This window comes from Vibrio vulnificus CMCP6 (assembly GCF_000039765.1).
In the GTDB taxonomy this organism is placed as follows: Bacteria; Pseudomonadota; Gammaproteobacteria; order Enterobacterales; family Vibrionaceae; genus Vibrio; species Vibrio vulnificus_B.
The window spans coordinates 240,756-260,712 of record NC_004460.2; the positions used below are offsets into that span (position 1 = coordinate 240,756).

Annotated in this window: 16 protein-coding genes; 8 read left to right on the forward strand and 8 right to left on the reverse strand. The window is 45.8% G+C overall.

What is annotated here, in order from left to right:
* The first annotated feature begins 224 nt into the window (after positions 1–224).
* Positions 225–3,407 carry a chitinase C-terminal domain-containing protein gene (locus tag VV1_RS16200; protein ID WP_011081192.1) on the forward strand — a complete coding sequence of 1,061 codons (3,183 nt, stop codon included), beginning with the start codon at positions 225–227 and terminating at the stop codon, positions 3,405–3,407.
* Positions 3,408–3,481: 74 nt separating this feature from the next.
* Here VV1_RS16200 and glgC read toward each other — a convergent pair whose 3' ends face one another.
* From glgC to VV1_RS16220, 4 genes are all read right to left on the reverse strand, one after another.
* On the reverse strand, positions 3,482–4,696 hold the full coding sequence (gene glgC / locus VV1_RS16205) for a glucose-1-phosphate adenylyltransferase (RefSeq protein ID WP_011081193.1): 1,215 nt from the start codon (positions 4,694–4,696) through the stop codon (positions 3,482–3,484).
* A gap of 443 nt (positions 4,697–5,139) precedes the next feature.
* The gene (locus VV1_RS16210) at positions 5,140–6,888 is read right to left on the reverse strand and encodes a formate--tetrahydrofolate ligase (protein WP_011081194.1); all 1,749 of its coding nucleotides are present in this window, start codon (positions 6,886–6,888) and stop codon (positions 5,140–5,142) included.
* A 181-nt stretch (positions 6,889–7,069) separates the two neighbouring features.
* Positions 7,070–8,374: an inosine/guanosine kinase gene (locus VV1_RS16215; RefSeq protein ID WP_011081195.1), complete on the reverse strand. Its 1,305-nt coding sequence runs from the start codon at positions 8,372–8,374 to the stop codon at positions 7,070–7,072.
* Between the two features lie 124 nt (positions 8,375–8,498).
* Positions 8,499–8,984 (reverse strand): CreA family protein, encoded by a 486-nt coding sequence (locus VV1_RS16220; protein WP_011081196.1) that lies wholly within the window; start codon positions 8,982–8,984, stop codon positions 8,499–8,501.
* Between the two features lie 304 nt (positions 8,985–9,288).
* Between VV1_RS16220 and VV1_RS16225 the strand changes: the two genes are divergently transcribed.
* The 3 genes from VV1_RS16225 (at position 9,289) to VV1_RS16235 (ending at position 12,453) form a co-directional block, all read left to right on the forward strand.
* Positions 9,289–9,792, forward strand: a complete 504-nt coding sequence (locus VV1_RS16225) for a hypothetical protein (RefSeq protein WP_011081197.1) — start codon at positions 9,289–9,291, stop codon at positions 9,790–9,792.
* 60 nt (positions 9,793–9,852) lie between these two features.
* Positions 9,853–11,628 carry an HD domain-containing phosphohydrolase gene (locus tag VV1_RS16230; protein ID WP_011081198.1) on the forward strand — a complete coding sequence of 592 codons (1,776 nt, stop codon included), beginning with the start codon at positions 9,853–9,855 and terminating at the stop codon, positions 11,626–11,628.
* A gap of 156 nt (positions 11,629–11,784) precedes the next feature.
* Positions 11,785–12,453: an HAD-IA family hydrolase gene (locus tag VV1_RS16235; protein WP_011081199.1), complete on the forward strand. Its 669-nt coding sequence runs from the start codon at positions 11,785–11,787 to the stop codon at positions 12,451–12,453.
* On the opposite strand, the gene VV1_RS25285 is transcribed toward VV1_RS16235, so the two are convergent.
* Positions 12,450–12,665 carry a hypothetical protein gene (locus VV1_RS25285; RefSeq protein WP_072611899.1) on the reverse strand — a complete coding sequence of 72 codons (216 nt, stop codon included), beginning with the start codon at positions 12,663–12,665 and terminating at the stop codon, positions 12,450–12,452. The genes VV1_RS16235 and VV1_RS25285 overlap by 4 nt on opposite strands.
* Before the next feature lie 263 nt (positions 12,666–12,928).
* On the reverse strand, positions 12,929–14,362 hold the full coding sequence (locus VV1_RS16240; RefSeq protein ID WP_011081200.1) for a methyl-accepting chemotaxis protein: 1,434 nt from the start codon (positions 14,360–14,362) through the stop codon (positions 12,929–12,931).
* Between the two features lie 353 nt (positions 14,363–14,715).
* On the opposite strand from VV1_RS16240, the gene VV1_RS16245 reads away from it, so the two are divergent.
* Together VV1_RS16245 and VV1_RS16250 are read left to right on the forward strand one after the other, a co-directional pair.
* On the forward strand, positions 14,716–15,309 hold the full coding sequence (locus tag VV1_RS16245; protein ID WP_011081201.1) for an acyl carrier protein phosphodiesterase: 594 nt from the start codon (positions 14,716–14,718) through the stop codon (positions 15,307–15,309).
* A 55-nt stretch (positions 15,310–15,364) separates the two neighbouring features.
* A complete protein-coding gene (locus VV1_RS16250) occupies positions 15,365–16,621 on the forward strand; it encodes a DEAD/DEAH box helicase (protein WP_011081202.1) in 1,257 nt (418 codons plus the stop codon).
* A gap of 100 nt (positions 16,622–16,721) precedes the next feature.
* On the opposite strand, the gene VV1_RS16255 is transcribed toward VV1_RS16250, so the two are convergent.
* Complete coding sequence (locus VV1_RS16255; protein WP_011081203.1) at positions 16,722–17,525, reverse strand: EAL domain-containing protein; 804 nt, start codon at positions 17,523–17,525, stop codon at positions 16,722–16,724.
* Positions 17,526–17,821: 296 nt separating this feature from the next.
* Positions 17,822–18,454, reverse strand: a complete 633-nt coding sequence (locus VV1_RS16260; RefSeq protein ID WP_011081204.1) for a hypothetical protein — start codon at positions 18,452–18,454, stop codon at positions 17,822–17,824.
* Positions 18,455–18,815: 361 nt separating this feature from the next.
* On the opposite strand from VV1_RS16260, the gene VV1_RS16265 reads away from it, so the two are divergent.
* Together VV1_RS16265 and VV1_RS16270 are read left to right on the forward strand one after the other, a co-directional pair.
* Positions 18,816–19,355 (forward strand): cytochrome b, encoded by a 540-nt coding sequence (locus tag VV1_RS16265; RefSeq protein ID WP_011081205.1) that lies wholly within the window; start codon positions 18,816–18,818, stop codon positions 19,353–19,355.
* Entirely contained in the window at positions 19,352–19,921 is a 570-nt protein-coding gene (locus VV1_RS16270; RefSeq protein ID WP_011081206.1) for a YceI family protein, read from the forward strand. The genes VV1_RS16265 and VV1_RS16270 overlap by 4 nt, the downstream gene beginning before the upstream one ends.
* Positions 19,922–19,957: the final 36 nt, after the last annotated feature.

Genomic DNA, 19,957 nt, shown 5'->3' on the forward strand with positions numbered 1-19,957 from the left:
TGTTCTATAAAATTAATCAGAAATTAGTTATCGGTACAAAATAAGAGTGTAGCCGTTGCACTATTACACTAGTTTCTTGCGAGTCAATGTTCAATTATTGCAATTGATAGGTGTGAAATCTTCAAACTGTACTTAAGTTATTTTACAGCGAAATATAAGTCATCAAGGGATTGCTTTTGATGATGATTTAAACGTTGAAACAACAACTTAAGGGAAGAGCCTGTATGCGTTTTAAAAACGGAAAGGCAGCAAAGAATGTGTTTACACTCAGTACTTTGACTGCTTCATGTCTGATGGCATTCAATAGCTACGCGGCTGTTGATTGTTCACCTCTACAAGAATGGAACTCTTCCGCCATTTATAACGGCGGAGACAAGGTTCAGTATCAGGGTAGCGCTTATGAAGCCCGTTACTGGACACAAAACAATAACCCAGCAGAATTCTCGGGAGATTGGGCACAATGGAAAGCACTCGGTGCTTGTGACAATGGCCCAGTTGACCCAGTTAACCAAGTTCCCACCACCGCTTTGACCTCACCTGTTGCAACGGATGTTGTGAAAGAAGGTGAGGTCGTTGTTCTTGCGGCAACGGCAGCGGATCAAGATGGCACCGTCGCCAAAGTTGAGTTTTTGGTTGATGGCGTTGTGGTTGGTCAAGATACATCGGCACCATTCTCCGCGTCATGGACTGCAACCGCAGGCGCTCATACTTTCAGCTCTGTCGCTTATGACGATAAAGGCGCGGTAAGCCAACCAAGCAACGTGACGTTGACCGTGGAATCCACTCAGCCTGGCAATACGGCGCCAACGGTCGATCTTGCACTTTCTGCAACCACGGTTGAGCAGGGTGCAGTGGTCACGTTGACCTCAAATGCAGCAGACAGCGATGGTACTGTTGAAAAAGTAGACTTTTTTGTTGGTGGCGTACTTGTCGGTACGGCAGCAACCGCTCCTTATACGCTTGACTATACCACCACTCAAGCTGGCTCTTTGTCGGTCTTTGCTCGTGCGACGGATAACCTTGGTGCAACCACGGATTCCTCTGCACAGACGCTGAAAGTCAACGGTGTGGCACCAGTGGCATCGTGTCGCCCTGACGGCCTGTACCAAACAGAAGGCGTTAATGTGCCTTACTGTACGATTTACGATGAAGAAGGTCGTGAGAAGATGGGGGCAGACCACCCACGTCGTGTGATCGGTTACTTTACCAGCTGGCGTAGCGGTGATGACCCACAAGCGGCTTATCTGGTTAAAGATATTCCGTGGGAGCAATTAACGCACATTAACTACGCGTTTGTCAGCATTGGCTCTGACGGCAAAGTCAACGTTGGTGACGTGAACGATCCGACTAACGCTGCAACAGGAAAAGAGTGGCCGGGCGTTGAAATCGATCCGACTCTGGGCTTCAAAGGTCACTTTGGTGCGCTAGCCACTTACAAAGAAAAATATGGCGTTAAGACGCTGATTTCTATCGGTGGTTGGGCGGAAACGGGCGGTCACTTTGGTGCGGATGGCAAACGTGTCGCAGACGGTGGTTTCTACACTATGACAACCAATGCGGATGGTTCCATCAACCATGCGGGCATTGAGAAATTTGCCACCTCAGCGGTCGAAATGATCCGTAAGTACAAGTTCGACGGTGTGGATATCGATTATGAGTACCCAACTTCAATGGCGGGTGCGGGTAACCCAGATGATAAAGCCTTCATGGAACCACGTCGTGCTTATCTATGGGCTTCATACCAAGAGTTAATGCGCGTATTGCGTGAAAAGCTTGACCAAGCGTCTGCACAAGATGGCGTTCACTACATGCTTACCATCGCTGCACCATCTTCGGGCTACCTACTGCGTGGTATGGAAACGTTTGATGTGACTAAGTACCTCGATTACGTCAACATCATGTCTTACGACCTACACGGTGCATGGAACGATCATGTTGGCCACAACGCGGCGCTGTACGATACAGGTGAAGACTCAGAATTAGCGCAGTGGAATGTTTACGGCACGGCACAATATGGTGGCATCGGTTACCTCAATACAGACTGGGCATACCACTACTTCCGTGGCTCAATGCCAGCAGGCCGTATTAACATCGGTGTGCCTTACTATACTCGTGGTTGGCAAGGTGTGACGGGTGGTACCAATGGCCTATGGGGCCGAGCGGCGCTACCAAACCAGGCTGAGTGTGCTCCGGGTACAGGTGAAGGTGAGAAGAATAACTGTGGCCATGGTGCGATGGGTATCGACAACATGTGGCACGACACCGATCCAAAAGGTAACGAAATGGGCGCGGGTTCAAACCCAATGTGGCATGCGAAGAACCTAGAAAAAGGCATCTTTGGTTCCTATGCGTCAGCGTACAAACTTGATCCAGTCAACGATCCGCAAGATAAACTGGTTGGTAGCTATGTTCGTAACTACGACAGTGTAGCTGTCGCGCCTTGGTTGTGGAACGCGGAAAAAGCGGTATTCCTATCAACGGAAGACAAAGCGTCTGTCAGCGTGAAAGCCGACTACGTCATCGATAAAGAGATCGGCGGTATCATGTTCTGGGAACTGGCGGGTGACTATAACTGTTACGTGCTTGATGCCAATGGCAACCGCACGACCATCGATGAAACCGAGCAGGCATGTGCCACGGGCAACGGTGAATTCCACATGGGTAACTCGATGACCAAAGCTATCTACGATAAGTTTAAGTCAGCAACCCCATACGGCAACACGGTCGCAACGGGCGCAATTCCTTCAGAGACACTGGACATCGCTGTTTCTGTCGGTGGATTCAAAGTGGGTGATCAAAACTACCCAATCAACCCGAAAGTGACCTTTACCAACAATACCGGTACAGCAATTCCGGGCGGCACTGAGTTCCAGTTCGACATTCCAGTGTCGGCGCCAGATAACGCGAAAGATCAATCTGGTGGTGGCCTGAAAGTGATTGCTTCTGGTCACACACGTGCGAACAACATCGGTGGTCTGGATGGCGTAATGCATCGTGTGGCGTTCTCGCTTCCTGCGTGGAAAGAGCTACCAGCAGGCGGGACTTACGAGTTGGATATGGTTTACTACCTACCAATTTCTGGTCCGGCAAACTACAGCGTGAACATCAACGGTGTGGACTACGCGTTCAAGTTTGAACAACCTGATCTGCCAGTTGCTGATTTGTCTGCAGGCAACGGTGGCAATACGGGTGGTGGTGATACTGGCGGCGGTAACACCGGAGGTGGTGACACTGGTGGCAATACAGGTAGCGGTACGGTTATCCAATGGGAACCAGGTGTAACGCAAGTGAATAATGGCGAAACAGTGACCTTTAACGGTAAGTGTTTTGTTGCGAAAAACAGCCCAGGGGTTTGGGAGTCTCCAACACAAACCAACTGGTTTTGGGATGAAGTAACCTGTCCATAATTCATTGCACTACAAACAAACACCCCAGATTGATTCTGGGGTGTTTTTTATTGTTAAACAGAAGCTTAGTGAATTTAGAACTGATAGCTTTCAGGTACAACAACAATGCCATTCTCTGAAATTTTGAAACGTTGTGCGTCTTCTAAGCGGTTCAAGCCAATTTGAGTGTAGGGCGGGACTTTGACATGTTTGTCGATGATGCAGTTGACCAACTGGCATCCTTCACCAATTTCAACATCGTCAAAAATGATGCTGTCGACCACCGTTGCACTGTCGTTTATGCGTACATTGGAAGAAACGATGGAGTGCTGCACTGATCCTCCCGAGTTGATGACACCATTGGCAATGATCGAGTTAATGAAAATTCCTTCATTACCGCTGCCTGAAGAAACGGTTCTTGCTGGTGGATATTGGGGTTCATAGGTACGGATCCCCCAGTCTTTTTGGTAGAGGTTCATCGGAGGAATCGGCTCTAAAAGGTCCATGTTTGCCTGATAAAAGGAATCAATGGTGCCCACGTCGCGCCAATAGCAATCTTTATCTACCCGCCCTTTACTACCACAGAACTTGTAGGCAAACACAGACCCAGTATCGATGAGTTTAGGAATGATATCTTTACCAAAATCATGGGATGACGCGTCATCGTCGGCGTCTTCTATCAGTGCTTGCTGCAACACCTCCATACTGAATATGTAAATCCCCATCGAGACCAAGCTTCGCTCGGGATCATTGGGTAAATGGGGCGGATTCTGCGGTTTCTCGACAAACGAATGAACGCGATGGCGCTCATCAATACCCATGACACCAAAGGCTTTGGCTTCTTTACAATTTACATCCATGCAAGCGACCGTCAGCGCCGCATTATTGGCGATGTGTTCCTCCAGCATCGGTGCGTAGTCCATTCGGTAGATGTGGTCACCGGATAACACCATGACGTACTTGGCTTCACTGCGTTCGAGCAACCACAAGTTGTGATAGATGGCATCGGCTGTGCCTTCGTACCATTTGCCACCTTTGCGCATTTGTGGTGGTACGGAGGTGATGTATTCGCCCAGTTCAGGATTGAAAATGGACCAACCATCACGAAGGTGTTTTTGCAACGAATGCGATTTGTACTGGGTGAGGACGAGAATTTTACGCAGGCCGGAGTGCAAGCAGTTGGTAAGCGTGAAATCGATAATGCGGTATTTTCCACCAAATGGTACCGCGGGTTTTGCTCTGTCATCCGTTAATGGACTGAGTCGTGATCCCATGCCTCCGGCCAGTATCACTGTCAAAATGTCCTGCATGCGTATTCTCCCTGAATGTGTGCAATATCATAGAGATTAGTACAAGAATTGAGCCAAAACCTTTTTATTGAGAAATCATGACGTTTTCATTAAATAATCCATTGTTGTGCACAAAAAGTAAGCAGTGAGCTTGGGGCATGCACCGTGTTAGTGCGTCGCAATGATAAAAAAGGTCGGCGTCTAAGATCTTGGCGCTTAGCGGTTTTACACTGTAAATAGCAGAAAATCACAAGTACTAAACGAGTGGCTTGCACGGGCTGTGCTAGACAAGGCTTTGGGTGGGATTTCTCAGTGTTATCGGAGTAATAAACTGAAAAATAAAAGAATTTCTGCAATCTAGTATGCGTTAGATTCGAACAAAAAGCGCCTTGTTGCAAGGCGCTTAAGGGGTCTCAATAGGATCCTCAACAATGAGATAAATAATGTGATATTGAAATCGTGGCTTAGCTTAGGCCAACAATATCGCCATTTTCATCGATATCCAGTGCCATAAAAGCGGGGATGTCTGGCAGACCTGGCATAGTCATCACATTACCAGTGAGCGCGTAAACGAAACCCGCGCCAGCACAGAGCCTAACTTCACGGACCATGATGGTAAATCCACTTGGTGCACCTTTGAGAGAGGAATCGGACGAGATAGAAAGGGGGGTTTTTGCCATACACACGGCCAACTCGCCAAATCCTAATGTTTGATAAAGAGCTAACTGCTGTTTTGCGGTATCGCTAAATTGCACCTCACCACAACCGTAACCTTTAGTACAAACGGTGATGATTTTCTCCTCGAGCGTTTGCTCTGCTCGATACAGTGGGCGAAAGTTTGCTGGCGCATCACATGCTTCAATCACTTCACGAGCTACCGCCTCCATGCCTTTACCACCTTTGGCAAAGCCCTCGCTGATCGCGACACGAACATTGAGTGGCAGTTGCTGGATCCAAAGCTTGAGTTGCCCAAGCTCCTCTGCGCTGTCTTGTGGAAACTGATTGATAGCAACGACCACTGGTAAACCGTATTTTTGCGCGTTATCAATATGCCATTTTAGGTTACTAAAGCCGGATTCCAGCGCAGCGCGATCCGGTTGAAATAAGGCGTCTGGTAATGGCATACCAGGTTTTAGGTCATACAGCCCTGAGTTTGCTTTCAAACCGCGCAAAGTCGCAACAATCACCACGCAATCGGGGGCTTTGTGCGAAGTTGAAGATTTGATGTTGCATGCTTTTTCAAGCCCCATATCTGAGCCAAAACCGGCCTCGGTGACAACGTAACTCGACAGTTTTAAGGCAATCTCATCAGCGATGATGGATGAGTTCCCGTGTGCAATGTTAGCAAATGGACCCGCATGAATAAGGGTAGGCACACCTTCAAGCGTTTGCATCAGCGTCGGTTTGATCGCTTCTTTCAGCGTTACTGTCATCGCACCTGCCACTTGTAACTGTTCTGCACTGACAGGTTCGCTATCCAGATTGTAAGCGAGAACCACTTTACCAATACGTTCACGCATATCTTGAAGGTTTTTCGACAACGCCAAAATTGCCATCAGTTCAGATGCGGCTGAAATATCAAAGCCTTCTTCACGTTCAAATCCGTTGATGGTCTTGCCTTCGTCATTGATTCCAACGCGAACTTTACGCAGTGCGCGATCGTTGTGGTCCATTACGCGTTTCCAAACCACGCGATCTGGGTCAATTCTTAATGCAGGAAGCCCGGTGCGAGCTTCAAAGGCTTGATAACCAGCGCGCTGTTCGTGATAGATGCGGGCATCAATGGCAGCTGCGGCGAGATTGTGCGCCGCAGTAACGGCGTGAATGTCGCCAGTAAGATGCAAATTAAGTTCATCCATCGGGGCGACCTGTGAATAGCCACCACCCGCAGCGCCCCCTTTTACACCAAAAACAGGCCCCATAGAAGGTTGACGGATACACGCCATCACCGATTGATTGAGGCTTTGTAACCCTTGCGCTAGACCGATAGTGGTGACGGTTTTGCCTTCTCCAAGTGGGGTTGGTGTGATTGCCGTGACCAAAACAAGTTTGCCATCTTGTTGCTCAGCAAGGCGTTTTACACATCGGGCAGACACTTTCGCTTTATATAAACCGTGAGTTTCAAACTCATCTGCCAGCAGTCCTGCTTTTGCGGCAATCTGTTCAATTGGTTTAAGAGGTGTCGTACGACAAATATCGATATCTGAAAGCATGCAAAACCCTTATCTAACAATCACGCAAACGTTTGCGGTGGCATGATACTTAAATGCATAATTGAGTAAAGTATTATATAAGCTTAGTTGTGCTACAGCTTAGTTTAATTTGAGAAAAATTGGCTTAGATCAAAAAGAAAAGGCTGCATAATAGCAGCCTTAAGAGCATTAAGTACGGAATCTATCGATCCCAATAAGCTTCTTCTAAACTGTCTTCACGTTCTGGTAAAGCACGTGATAGGCGAGGTGAATGCTGGGTCAGTACTTCATAACTGACTCGGTTTGCGTACTTACAAATTTGTGACAATGACGAATAGGTCAGGCACATATGCTGGTGTTTCTCTGAGTTCGGGACATTCTTCAGATGGAACGCGTTGGACGCCATATCGTGAAGAAGGGCAGAGAGTGCACCATCGCCAGCACCATTGGTATTTTTGATCTCGGCCGGGCCACCTAAGTAAGGGCCAATGTGGGAGTAGACACGAATTGGATCTTTGCACTCAGCACGACGCATTGCACGACTAAATTCGTACATGTTGAAGCCTTCAATCGCACCTTGGTAAAGGTCGTGCGTTGTTTCGCGTTTTGCATCGTTATCGGTGTAACCTGCCATGTAAAGGCCGTCTGGACCCGCAGTGCAAAGGACAAGATCAACCCAGTCGAGTGCTTTGTCGGCCGCTTTTAGTGGATCAGATTCACCGGTCAGGGCTTGGCCTTCTTCTTCATTCATCGCAACAACCGTGATGTTTTCACGGATGTACTCTTGCCACCACTCAGGGTTGCCTTCGATCACGTATTTCGTTCCGAGAGTCAGTACGACGGGCACGGAATGCTTTTTCGCGTATTCAATGGCACGTTGTACCGCTTGCGGCATTGGATCTTCAGGCTTACCTCGCATTAGGTACGACGAAACCACTAGCGCAGCAGCTTTTTCAAACACTTCTTCTGGAATGCTCTCTGGAGCAAGCTTGTTCATGTGGCCTTCGTTGATCGCAAAGGTGCGCTCACCATCTTCTGAGATAAGGGTGTAGCAACGACCAATAGGGCCATCCACCGTTTGTAGGTGATTGAGGTTCATGCGAGAAGATGTACGACACAGATAGCGATAGGCGTACGAACCAACTTGAATATTTTTCGACATGACGCCCAGTAGAACAGACTTACTGTCTGCTAAGACTGAGTAGTTGTGAAGGGTGTTGCCAATGGTATCACCAGGGTATTGGTGAGTAATTAGGCCACGTTCGACTAACTCTTCGTAGAGAGCGTCAGCTTTGCTTTCTTCAAGAACTAGCGAGTGTCCTTTACTCAACTCATATTTCGCCAAAAATGCGTCATCTACACGCGCTTCGATATCTACGATTGTCTGACCAACACCAACGATGGTTGGGCGGTAGAGCTTAGGTGCCACTTTAAGTTCAGTAACGAGTGGATCTCGAGTGTTTGTAGGGAAATAGTGTTTAGATTTTCGCTGACCAGGAAACTTCATACTAGTGATAGATTGAGAAAAAAGAGGCGCATCATATCACAAATTTTTTGAAACAAGGCTCTTTTTGTTACGCGAAAAATTGGCCGAACATTTTTTGTTCGGCCAAGTGGTTTTTGTGCAGATATTATTGAGTTAGTGCTTCTGTTTTGCTCGGATCAACGTAGGCGTCAGTCCCCCAAAGCGGGACCGTTGATAAGCTATGTTTGAAGCTACCTTCGGTTTCTTTGGTTGTGTACGAAAGGTAGAGTAGGGTCTGGTTCTTTTGATCGTAAATACGACGAACCTTCATTGTTTTAAAAAAGATACTTTTTGACTGCTTGAACACCACTTCGCCCGACGAGCTTTTGTCAATCTTGGCGATCATTTCCGGTGTAATACTGCCGGTCTGGCGGCAAGAGATAGAGCTGTCACTAGGATCGGATAGGCTTAAGTTTGCCTCAATTGAAGCGATGTGACACGTTACGCCGGTGACCACTTCATCTTGTAGCGAGGTGATTTTAATGTCCTTTAGGGTAAACCACCCCAAGCCTACGTCACCGACCTCGTTGCCACCACACCCTGAAAGAAGGGCTGTTGTCGCGAAAACAGCGGTAAGTAGTTTTAATTTCATCGTCTTATCCTTTTTGACCTTGTCAACTGAATGAGCTTACCTTACCAGTTTTGACCCTCAACTGTCTCTAACTAGTTCGGTCAAACTTGCATCATGCAAACGTTTGAATCATAAATTGATTAGAACCAATCTTAACCGCATGGTATGGTATGAGCCTTGCAAGAAAGTAGGAAAACGAAGAGGTTATCAGTATGAAGAGAACATGTGTTGTGCTGTTGATTTCGTTAGGCTTACTTGCCGGGTGTTCAGCACCTCCGAAATCTACCATCTGTACACCAAAAATTTGTGATATTTGGAATTAATCATGTCGAATCAAACTCCGGCAATAACGAATAAAAAGAACAAGTGGTTATCCGATCAAGTTGATTGTGAGTTTCCCACCAAAGAAAGTATTGACGGATTGCAACTCTACCGCGCTTCTGCCGAGCAGCGCATTACCGAGCCATTTTCTATCACGGTGACAGAATGTGAGGAGATGGAACACTACTTGGTCGATTTTCACCGTCTGACCATTATGTTTGCACTGCTGCAAAGTAAGCGTTGGTCTGACGAAAGTGAACAATCGTTAATTGTTGAATTTCTAACGCAAATCATTCTGTCGCCCGAACACGATCTTTATGTGAGTTTCTCTCACGGTGAGCCAGTAGGCGCAGCGATGGTGACGCGTTTGGAGTCAGAACTTTTGGTTTCCGATATCGTGTACAAACAAGCTTTCGATAAAGAACGAGTTGCGGGTTATTTGAGCTGTTTGCTTGAAAAAGTCACCAAAGAAATGTCAGCGGTAGAGAAAATTCTCATCGAAATTTGATCAATGTCGTAATAAGTTCCTAATCAGCCACTATCATATCCCCACCATTTATTACTTGGGATGCATATGAGAACGCTTAGGCTTATTTTGATGTCCGTTGTTGTGCTGTTGATGAATTCCGCATTCGCTTCGACACAATGGCAAACGCGCCAAGTGCTCATTCTCCATTCCTACGATGCTTCTTATCAATGGACTCAAGAGATGCAGAGAGGCATTGAGAAAGCCATTGACAGTATTGACGGTGATGTCCGTTTATCCGTTGAATATCTTGACACCAAACGAATCTCTTCTGCGGACTACTTACAAAAGACCGCTGAGTATATGACCGCGAAATATCGAGGTTATCACTGGGATGGTGTGTTGGTCACCGATGATAACGCATTGCGCTTTGCACAGACGTACTTTTCACAGCAGCTCACACAGTACCCAGTCGTTGCCGTTGCGATCAATGATACACAGTGGCAAAGTCAATCGAGTAAGCACAACTTCCAAGTCATTTATGAAAAAGACCTTTTAGATGAAAACCTCGCTCTGATTGAAGCCCTTCGTCCCAATATTCAAAAACTTTATTATCTTGCGGACAAAAGTATTACCTCCGATCTGATTCGCGCCGACCTTAATCATTCGATGCGTCAGCATGCAAACATTGAACTTGTCGACATCTCAGATAAATCGCTCGACGAGGCCAGCCAATTTTTAGCTCAGATTGATCCGGACGATGCGGTGTTACTCACGCACTACAACACGGAGCTGAGTTCTGGCGTATTTCATTCCTACAAAAAAATCTCGAACACAATAGGCGACAGTAGCCGAGCACCGGTTTTTGTTCTATGGGACCTCTATCTTGGGCAGCCAGGCATTGTCGGTGGCTACGTTAATTGTTCAGAGAAATTTGGTTATCAGGGCATGTTGATGCTGGCTGAGCAAATGGGCTACACCTTGCCAGAGGCGATGATGGATGAAAGACCATCCTCACTTGTCTTTGATTTTAACGCACTAGACAAGTACGACATCGATTTAGATAAGTTACCGTCTAACGCCACGTTATTGAATGAACCCGTCTCTTATTTGGTGAAACATCGACAGGTATTGCTGGTTGCGGGTGTGATTATTTTGTCGTTGTCTATGGTGATCGCCATGCAGTACATGACGATTCAGCAGAAAAAACTGATCAACTTGAAAAATCGCAAAATTGTTGCTCTGCAGAGAAGGACATTAGCAGTGCAAAAAGAGATGATCCATGTGCTAGGTGAAGCCATTGAAACACGTTCTGGAGAAACGGGTAACCATGTTAAACGTGTCGCGCAATTATCCGTTGGGTTAGGGCGTTTATGCGGATTGAGCCACCGTGAGTTGGAGATGCTAGAAATCATTAGCCCGATGCACGATGTTGGTAAAATCGCCATTCCCGAAGCCATACTGGACAAGCCCGGTAAACTTAGCCTAGAAGAGCGAGAAGTGATTCAGACCCATTGTGAAGTAGGTTATCGCCTCCTTAATAACAACAAAGCTAAGATCATGAAATTAGCCGCATTGGTCGCGTTACAGCATCATGAGCACTGGGATGGCCACGGCTATCCATATCAGCTTAGAGCAGATGAAATTCATGTTTTCTCAAGGGTTACTGCCATTGCTGATGTGTTTGACGCGTTACTCAGTGAGCGTTGTTATAAAGCGGCTTGGGACATTCATCGTGTGATCGACTTCTTTGAACAGCAGAAAGGTAAGCAGTTTGATCCGTACTTAACGGAATTGCTACTCAACAACATCGACCATTTTGTCGAGATTCGAAACTGTTATCCAGATAATCTCAACGAATTCAAGCAGGCGAGCTAAATTCGCTACACTCTGCGCATTTATGATCATTCTCCGACATAGATTATGATTTTTGTCGGAGAACTCCGGTTTTCTGAGCACTTTGCTTCATATAGTAAAGGGAATTTAAGTGAACGCCCTTCGTTCACGCTGATTTCTATAAACTGGGGAATGCGAATGATAAAAACAAAAATAAAATGCGTCATTTTCGACTGCGACGGAACCTTGGTCGACAGTGAAAAGCTGTGCTGCCATGCTCTCGTGAATGTCTTTGAACAATTTGGCTCTCATATTTCCTTAGAACAATGCCTTGCTCAGTTTCGCGGTGGGAAACTGGCTGATGTGCTTTCCGATGCGATGGCATTGGCTGAGCTCGAAATATCGTTAGATTTACTAGAGCCTGCTTATCGCAATGAGTTAAACCGCTTGTTTAACGAGAAATTGCAGGTGATGCCTGGGGCTGAAAGCTTGCTCGATTTTCTCGAACGAGAAAAGATTGAATATTGTGTTGCGTCGAATGGCCCGAAAGACAAGATCGCGCTCTCTTTAAGGCTGACGGGATTGTTAGAACGGTTTGAAGGGAAAATGTATTCGGCATTTGAAGCGAATGCGTGGAAACCAGATCCTGATCTTTTGATGTACAGTGCGTTCCATATGGGGTTTGCAGCGGATGAGTGTATCTATGTCGACGATACGCCGAAAGGGGTGGAAGCCGGTATCAATGCAGGCATGAGAACGTTTCAGTTATTTAACGGTTATGACATTAACCAAATAACAGATGCCCGAGTCAGACAGATCGGGCATTTGGAAGAACTGATAGAGATTATTCGTCAAGATTCAAATTAATGACAACTGTTACTGATGGAATGCACGTAAGCAGGTCGATTTTGATAAATAGGTGCCATTTGGAGACAACGAATGGCGCTGAAGTTCTTTGTATGGAAACCACATGATGCACATGTGAACTTTTCCCCATCTCCAGAGATGAAGTACTCATCGTGTTGACAAAGTGGGCATACGGTATTTTCGGTTACGTCGATATATTTATAAGTATTCATTTTTTAATCACCAGCAGCAAAATAGGCCCTATTAGAATAGCGAAATGTTTAATAACAGGGCATTTTTTCACTCTAATAAACAAGTTCTTGAGAGTGATATCCCAGTATTGTATGAGAAGTTAGATATTTTCATTGCAATTTGTTTCTTGAGCCGAAAATGAAATTGAATGCTTATTACCAATAAGAAGTACGGCGTAAACAAACATGCTCCAAAACGAATAAAACAACTCAAGGATATAAAAAAGCTCCCGAAGGAGCTTTTGTCATTGTGTTCGATATTGTTTAAGGATTTGTGACAGTGAGATGGTGGCCTTGGTGAGATTCGCTACTCCCGATGACGACTGCTGTGCGACGGTGCGTATCGTATTTGATTGGCTGCGAATATCGCTGAGCTCTGAGGCAATGTCGTTAGCGACCGCACTTTGCTCTTCTGCAGAGGTGGAAATTTGAATACTCATGTCCATCAGCACTTTCGCTGAGTCGGCAATCGATTTAACGTCCGTACCAATTTCTGCAATCAAATCACTACTGGTTTTCGCTTGACTGACCGTTTGAGCGGTAATCGAAGCGATGTTTTGACTCTCTGTTTGCAGCTTCTCTATCATGGCTTGAATTTCAACGGTGGCCGCCTGAGTTCGGCTGGCTAAGGTTCGAACTTCGTCTGCAACTACGGCGAAACCTCGCCCTTGTTCACCCGCTCGCGCCGCTTCAATCGCTGCGTTAAGTGCCAGCAGGTTTGTTTGTTCAGAGATGGCATTGATGGTGGTGATCACATCATTGATTTGTGTCGTGTTGTCATTCAACGTGGATACTGATGTCGATGCTCGCTCAATGTAGCTAGAAAGCTTATCAATCTCTGCAATCGCGGATACAACGCGTTTATGACTGCCTTCAATATGTTGGGTATCGCGCTCCGTTTGATGCGTCGCTTGCTGAGAAATCGAAGAGACTTCTTTGGCTGAAGCGGTCATTTGCTCCATAGCGGTCGCCACTGAGTCTAATGAGGAATACTGATTTTGGATTTGCGTTTCGCTGAGCTTCATCTCTTTTTCAAACGAAGCACTGGTTTCACCCATCGTGTTTGCATTCTCTTTTACACTTTTTACTAGATCGGTCAGAGTGTCCATGGCTTTGTCTAGCGCACAGCCAATGGTACCAAATTCATCACGACCAGGATGGAAGCCGAGACGAGAGGTTAAATCGCCCTCACCAATCTTCTGTGTCGTGGTGTAGAGGACCCACAGCGCGCCACCAAGGAAAGTTGCGACCCAATAACAAAACAAACCGAAAGGAGCGAGCCACAAATAGCTTAGCAAAAAGGTAGTGAGGGCAGAGGATCTTGCCTTCTCATCAGATTGTTTCGTATTCGCAGTAAGCTGATAAAACTGACCATCGGCTCCTTTTAATGACACGGTAGTCATGCCATCTTTGTATTTTGCATCAGTTGCACTTGCGGCTTTAGATACGCCACTGATGGCCAAAATGGCGTCACTGTTAGGATGGCTGACGATCCCTTGTAAGCGATTTTGCGCGGCGATTTTAGCCTGCACCTCTATCTGCTCGAGTTGGTTAACATAACGGGCACCTGAAACACAGGATAGGGCGAGGATAAACAGGGTGACGATGACCCAGATTTTGTCATTGATCGACATTTTGATAAACAAGCGGTCGATGGTCCTAAATTCAACTTCTCTCATATCTGCTCCATATTGAGATCAATTCGTCGCTAAAGTTATAGTGATACCGAAAGATTTTATGAGAGGAAGCTCAAGGTTGTATGCAATTAATGATATGTAACATTTTAATATTGTGATCGCTGCGGTATAACCACATATAACAGGATGTATAAAGAAGGTTTGCGTGATGCAACCTGTTACACACTATTTCCCCACACATACTAAGGAGTGGTCATGTCAGAATTTGAACTAAAAAATGATGAGACACTAGAGTGGCTGGACGCGATGGAAATTGGAATCGATTTGTCGCAATACCCAAATGAAGAGAATGACGCAGACAGCGATGTCTGTTGATTCCCCCCTGACAAACAATAATGAACTACCTTGCCCACCTACATTTAGCGGACGTTGCCAACAGTGACATGTTAGGCAACTTACTGGGCGACTTCGCCAAGGGTGACCCAAACAAACAATATTCACAGGAAATCGTGCAAGGGATTCGTTTGCATCGCGCCATCGATAAGTTTGTTGATACACACGGTATCGTACGAGCGTGCAAAAAACGTTTCCCAAAACAGCAGCGACGTTTTGCGTTAATCGCTTTAGACATGTTTTGGGATCATTGCCTTGCGATGCATTGGCACCGATACAGCGATATCTCTTTAGATTCGTTTGTGCATTACGCGCAACGAGAAGTGGCCAAACACGGCACCAAAGATCTGCCACCCTCTTTTTTACTGTTGAATCAACGCATGTGGCAAGGCAAGTGGTTGCAGTCATATCGTGAGATGGACAATATCGAGTTTGCGCTGCACAGAATGTCACAGCGTCGACCCAGATTGTCGCCACTGTCTGAATGTCACGCCACATTGCAAGACGAATATGAGCATTTTTCTAGCGCCTTCGAAACGCTTTATGCCGACACATTGCAATTTAGCTGCAACCAACAGAAAGAGTTTGGCTTGTAGATAGAGATATTTATCTGGCTCTGCTACAATCCGCGCTCATTTTTTGGGGGCCGTAATGACAAATACTTTCATTGAGCTTGGACTTGATTCTTCGTTAAGCGATCATCTTTCTCAGCTAGGATTTAACACACCAACACCAATTCAACAGCAAGCGATTCCACATCTTTTGCAAGGTAGAGATGTGCTGGCTGCCGCTCAAACAGGGACAGGAAAAACCGCCGCTTATGGCTTGCCACTGATCCAAATGTTGTCACGACAGTCGCGAGAAGAAACGGCACCCAAACATCCTAGAGCACTGATCTTAGCGCCAACCCGAGAGCTGGCGCAGCAAGTGTTCGACAATTTGAAACAGTATGCGCAACACACTGAGTTGGCTATCGTTACCGTATACGGTGGAACCAGTATCCGTGTTCAACAAGAACAATTGGCAAAAGGTGTTGATATCCTCATTGCGACGCCTGGACGTCTATTGGATCATCTTTTTACCAAGAAAACCTCATTGAACCAGTTGCAAATGCTGGTGTTAGACGAAGCCGATCGCATGTTGGATATGGGCTTTTTGCCCGACATTCAGCGCATTATGAAAAGAATGCCTGAAGAGCGTCAAACGCTGCTGTTTTCCGCTACGTTTGAAACACGTGTCAAAGCATTGGCTTATCGTTTAATGAAAGAGCCCGTCGAAGTTCAAGTTGCCGCTGCCAACAGCACCGCCGACACCGTTAAGCAGATGGTGTATCCGGTCGACAAAAAACGCAAAAGCGAGTTGTTGGCGTATCTCATTGGCTCTCGTAATTGGCAGCAAGTACTGGTATTTACCAAAACTAAGCAAGGCAGCGATGCTTTGGTGAGTGAATTAAAGCTGGATGGCATCAAGGCCGCTTCCATCAATGGCGATAAATCGCAAGGTGCACGTCAGAAAGCTCTGGATGATTTTAAATCGGGTAAAGTACGCGCGTTGATCGCCACCGATGTTGCCGCACGCGGTTTGGATATTGCTCAGCTAGAGCAAGTCGTAAACTTCGATATGCCTTACAAGGCAGAAGATTACGTGCACCGAATTGGCCGAACGGGGAGAGCAGGGCAAACGGGGCTCGCAGTATCTTTTATGTCACGAGATGAAGAATACTTGCTGCAAGCGATTGAAAATCTGCTGGATACCCGTTTACCTCAAGAATGGTTAGCGGGATTTGAGCCCAGTGAAAAAGAGAACTACGTTGAAGATACACCTAGCAAGCGCACTAGTCGTTCAGCAGAAAAACGTAAGCTTAAGCAAAAGTTAAAAATTCACCAAGGCCGTGGTAAAAAGCGCTGATTGCTGTTCGGACTTATCGCTTAAGTTAACGCACAAAAGTTAGAGCACAAAAAGTTAGGTCGGAACGGGCACACCATTCCGACCTATTTTATTACTAACCCTAGCCAAAGGAGGCCAAAGAAAACGCGGGTTCTTCTTCAAGAGATTGCGGCATCGCCAAAAAGTAACCTTGGTACATATCCAGATTCAACAATTTCATCAGGCTAAGCTGCTGCTCGGTTTCAATCCCTTCAATCACGGTTAGCGATTCCATTTCTCGGGCAAAAGCCAATGCGCACAACAGTAAGTTGGTATCGCCTTCTTCATAGCGCTGAAGCAAAGAGCGATCAAGTTTAATGATGTTGGGCAGGATATTGCGCGTGCGCTCCTGAGTGGAGGCCGCAATGCCAAAGTCGTCAATGGCCCACCAAAAACCGTTTTTACTCAAAGAACGAGTCGCGCATTGAAGTTCTTGCTCACAGTTCACTTTGATTTCAATCAGTTCCATGACAATTTGCTCTGGGCACAGATCGACTTCTCGAATGGTTTTTAGCAAAAAATGGTAGCTCAGCTCTTCTAACGCCAGTCTTTCAACCGCATGTGGCAATACATTGAGAAAGAGTTTCTTATCTCGATAACTGGATTGAGCAAAATTGCGTATGTGCATGATGCGGCTCAAACGTTCAACGTTGAGCTTATCGATTGGTGAGATCTCATCGGAATGAAAAAAATGGTCGGGACGGATAATACTTCCGTCATCACACTGGATTCGGACCAGTGCTTCAAGGCCCACAACAGTCAGGTCTTTTTTGTAAATTGGCTGAAAAACACTTCGAAGTGTCATTTCCTTATAGCGTGAAACAAACTGTCCACCCTGCTCAGAAAATATATACTCGTTCAGCTTCTCTGCAGTTAACGTGTTCATCTTACGGCTCGAATTAGTGGTAGAACAGCTCCTTGTTCCTACCATGCGAAAAACAGTGTTCTGTGCTGAGTCAAATCTTTGTCTAACTTTCTAATGGGTGCACAGCCACATACTTTGGTTCAATGAACCTATAAGGTCAACTGACCCTAATTAATACTTCTAAAGTTAATATCTAACCCGCGCCCGTTTTGCTTATCAAGCAAAGTTGCATGCCAAACTTATAATTGTCGAAGCAGCTCAAATTTTGTGTTGCATAAGCGTTAAAACTTGGGGTTAATTTGCGTAGTCAGATCGATTTACCACTGGAGTACTGCGTAGAATTGAACATATTTACGCACCATCTGTTTGTTCCCTGAACGCCTTAGCGGGTGGCCAAATTTCAGGTAACAGGGCGAGATGTTGAAACGAGTTTCCAATGATTGAGTCAACTGTGAATCACTGGTGTAGAGCGAGATCCCTTGTTCACTGTACTCATTGATTTGGTCTGGTAGCTCACCCATCCACCAATAAAGAAGTTCACGGCTTGTTTTACTACGGCTGATCCAGTGATCACCGATAAGAAACAATAAATCATTGGGTTGTATTGCAAACCCGTACTCACTTTGCCACTCAGTGACATCGGCCAACAAATTGTCTCGGCATGTTTTTCCGGCACTGACCATATGGTGAGACAGCACCCAAACCGTACCAATTTCTGACGTTACCCGGTATTGGTGTGGCAATTCGCCCACATCCACTTTTTCCAGCGGCTCAATCACGCTTTCATGAGCAAATTGTTTAAACGTGTTCTGCATACGACGCGCAAAAGCCAACCCTAAGTGGTGCTCACTCATACCTTGGTTATGTACGGCGGGATAGTGCTTTTCACACAGTTTTAAACAATCGTCCTGAAAGTTGTTGACGCTTTTAATCACAAGGTCGAGTAGCAAGATATGTCCTTATAGAAATCGAAACAGTCATCACGTTTTTGAGGTTAGCATGTTTAAAAACAGGCAACTAACATTCACTTACAAGTTCTTGATCAAAACATCATATTTTTACCTTACTCATCGCTGACTCATTGTTTCAATAACTGAATTGATTTGAGACAAGGCGCTAAAAGGGGAGATGGGTCAATAACGAACAAATAATGAAAAGTTCCTTCAATTTTTTCGAACAAGTTGTTCCACCGCCACAGGTAGCCCGTTTGTAAAACTTGGTAAATAATCTCACTCAGTTTGTAGGGGAAAGGTTATATTGCGTACTGCTACCTATTCTCATTCTCTCTTGTCTATAAGGTTGGATAACACGATGGAAAATCATGTGACGCAGTACAACGCCATTGCTCGGCTGATTCATTGGGTATCGGCTGCGGTTATCGTTGGTATGTTTGCCGTCGGTTTGTGGATGGTTGATTTGTCATATTACAGCGAGTGGTATCGCGTTGCGCCGAATTGGCATAAGTCTGTCGGTGTTTTACTACTCGCTTTGACACTGTTTCGTTTGGTATGGAAATTGGTGAAGCCATCACCGACCATCGAAGGTAAAAAAGCCGAAGTAGCAGCCGCAAAAGCAGCACACCATACGATCTATTTATTGCTGATGGTGCTGTTTATCTCTGGTTATTTAATTTCGACGTCTGATGGACGTGGAATAGAAGTTTTTAAATGGTTTACCGTCCCAGCAGCCGGTGAGTTGTTTGCTAATCAGTCTGATATAGCAGGAGCGATTCACTTTTATGTTGCTTGGGCATTAATCGGCCTTGCTGCACTCCATGCACTTGCCGCTTTAAAACATCACTTTGTCGACAAGGACAATACATTAAGAAAAATGATAGGAGCTCGAACATGAGAAAGTCAGTTATTGCGACAGGTTTAGCGTTGATGATGGCAGTGCCGTTTGCTGCAAACGCTGCTGATTACGTTATTGATACCAAAGGGGCACACGCGTCTATTAACTTTAAAGTGAGCCATCTGGGTTATAGCTTTATTAAAGGTCGTTTTAATACCTTCTCTGGTGACTTTTCTTACGATCAAAACAACATCGCTGCGTCGAAAGTAAACGTAGTCGTTGATACCCGTAGCTTAGACTCTAACCATGCAGAGCGTGATAAGCACATTCGTAGCGGCGATTTTATTGATGCAGGCAAATTCAATACTGCCACGTTTACTAGCACCAAAGTGATGGATAAAGGTGATGGTAAACTGGATGTGATGGGTGATTTGACGCTGCACGGTGTAACAAAGCCTATTACTATTGCTGCTGAGTTTGTTGGCGCTGGTCAAGACCCTTGGGGTGGTCAACGTGCGGGCTTTATCGGTACGACTCGCCTAGAGCTTGCTGATTTCAATATCCCAGTGATGGGGACTTCAAGCTACGTTGATATGGAATTGCACGTAGAAGGCATTAAGAAGTAATTTCTTCGCATGAGATTACGTTGCGAATGAAATAAG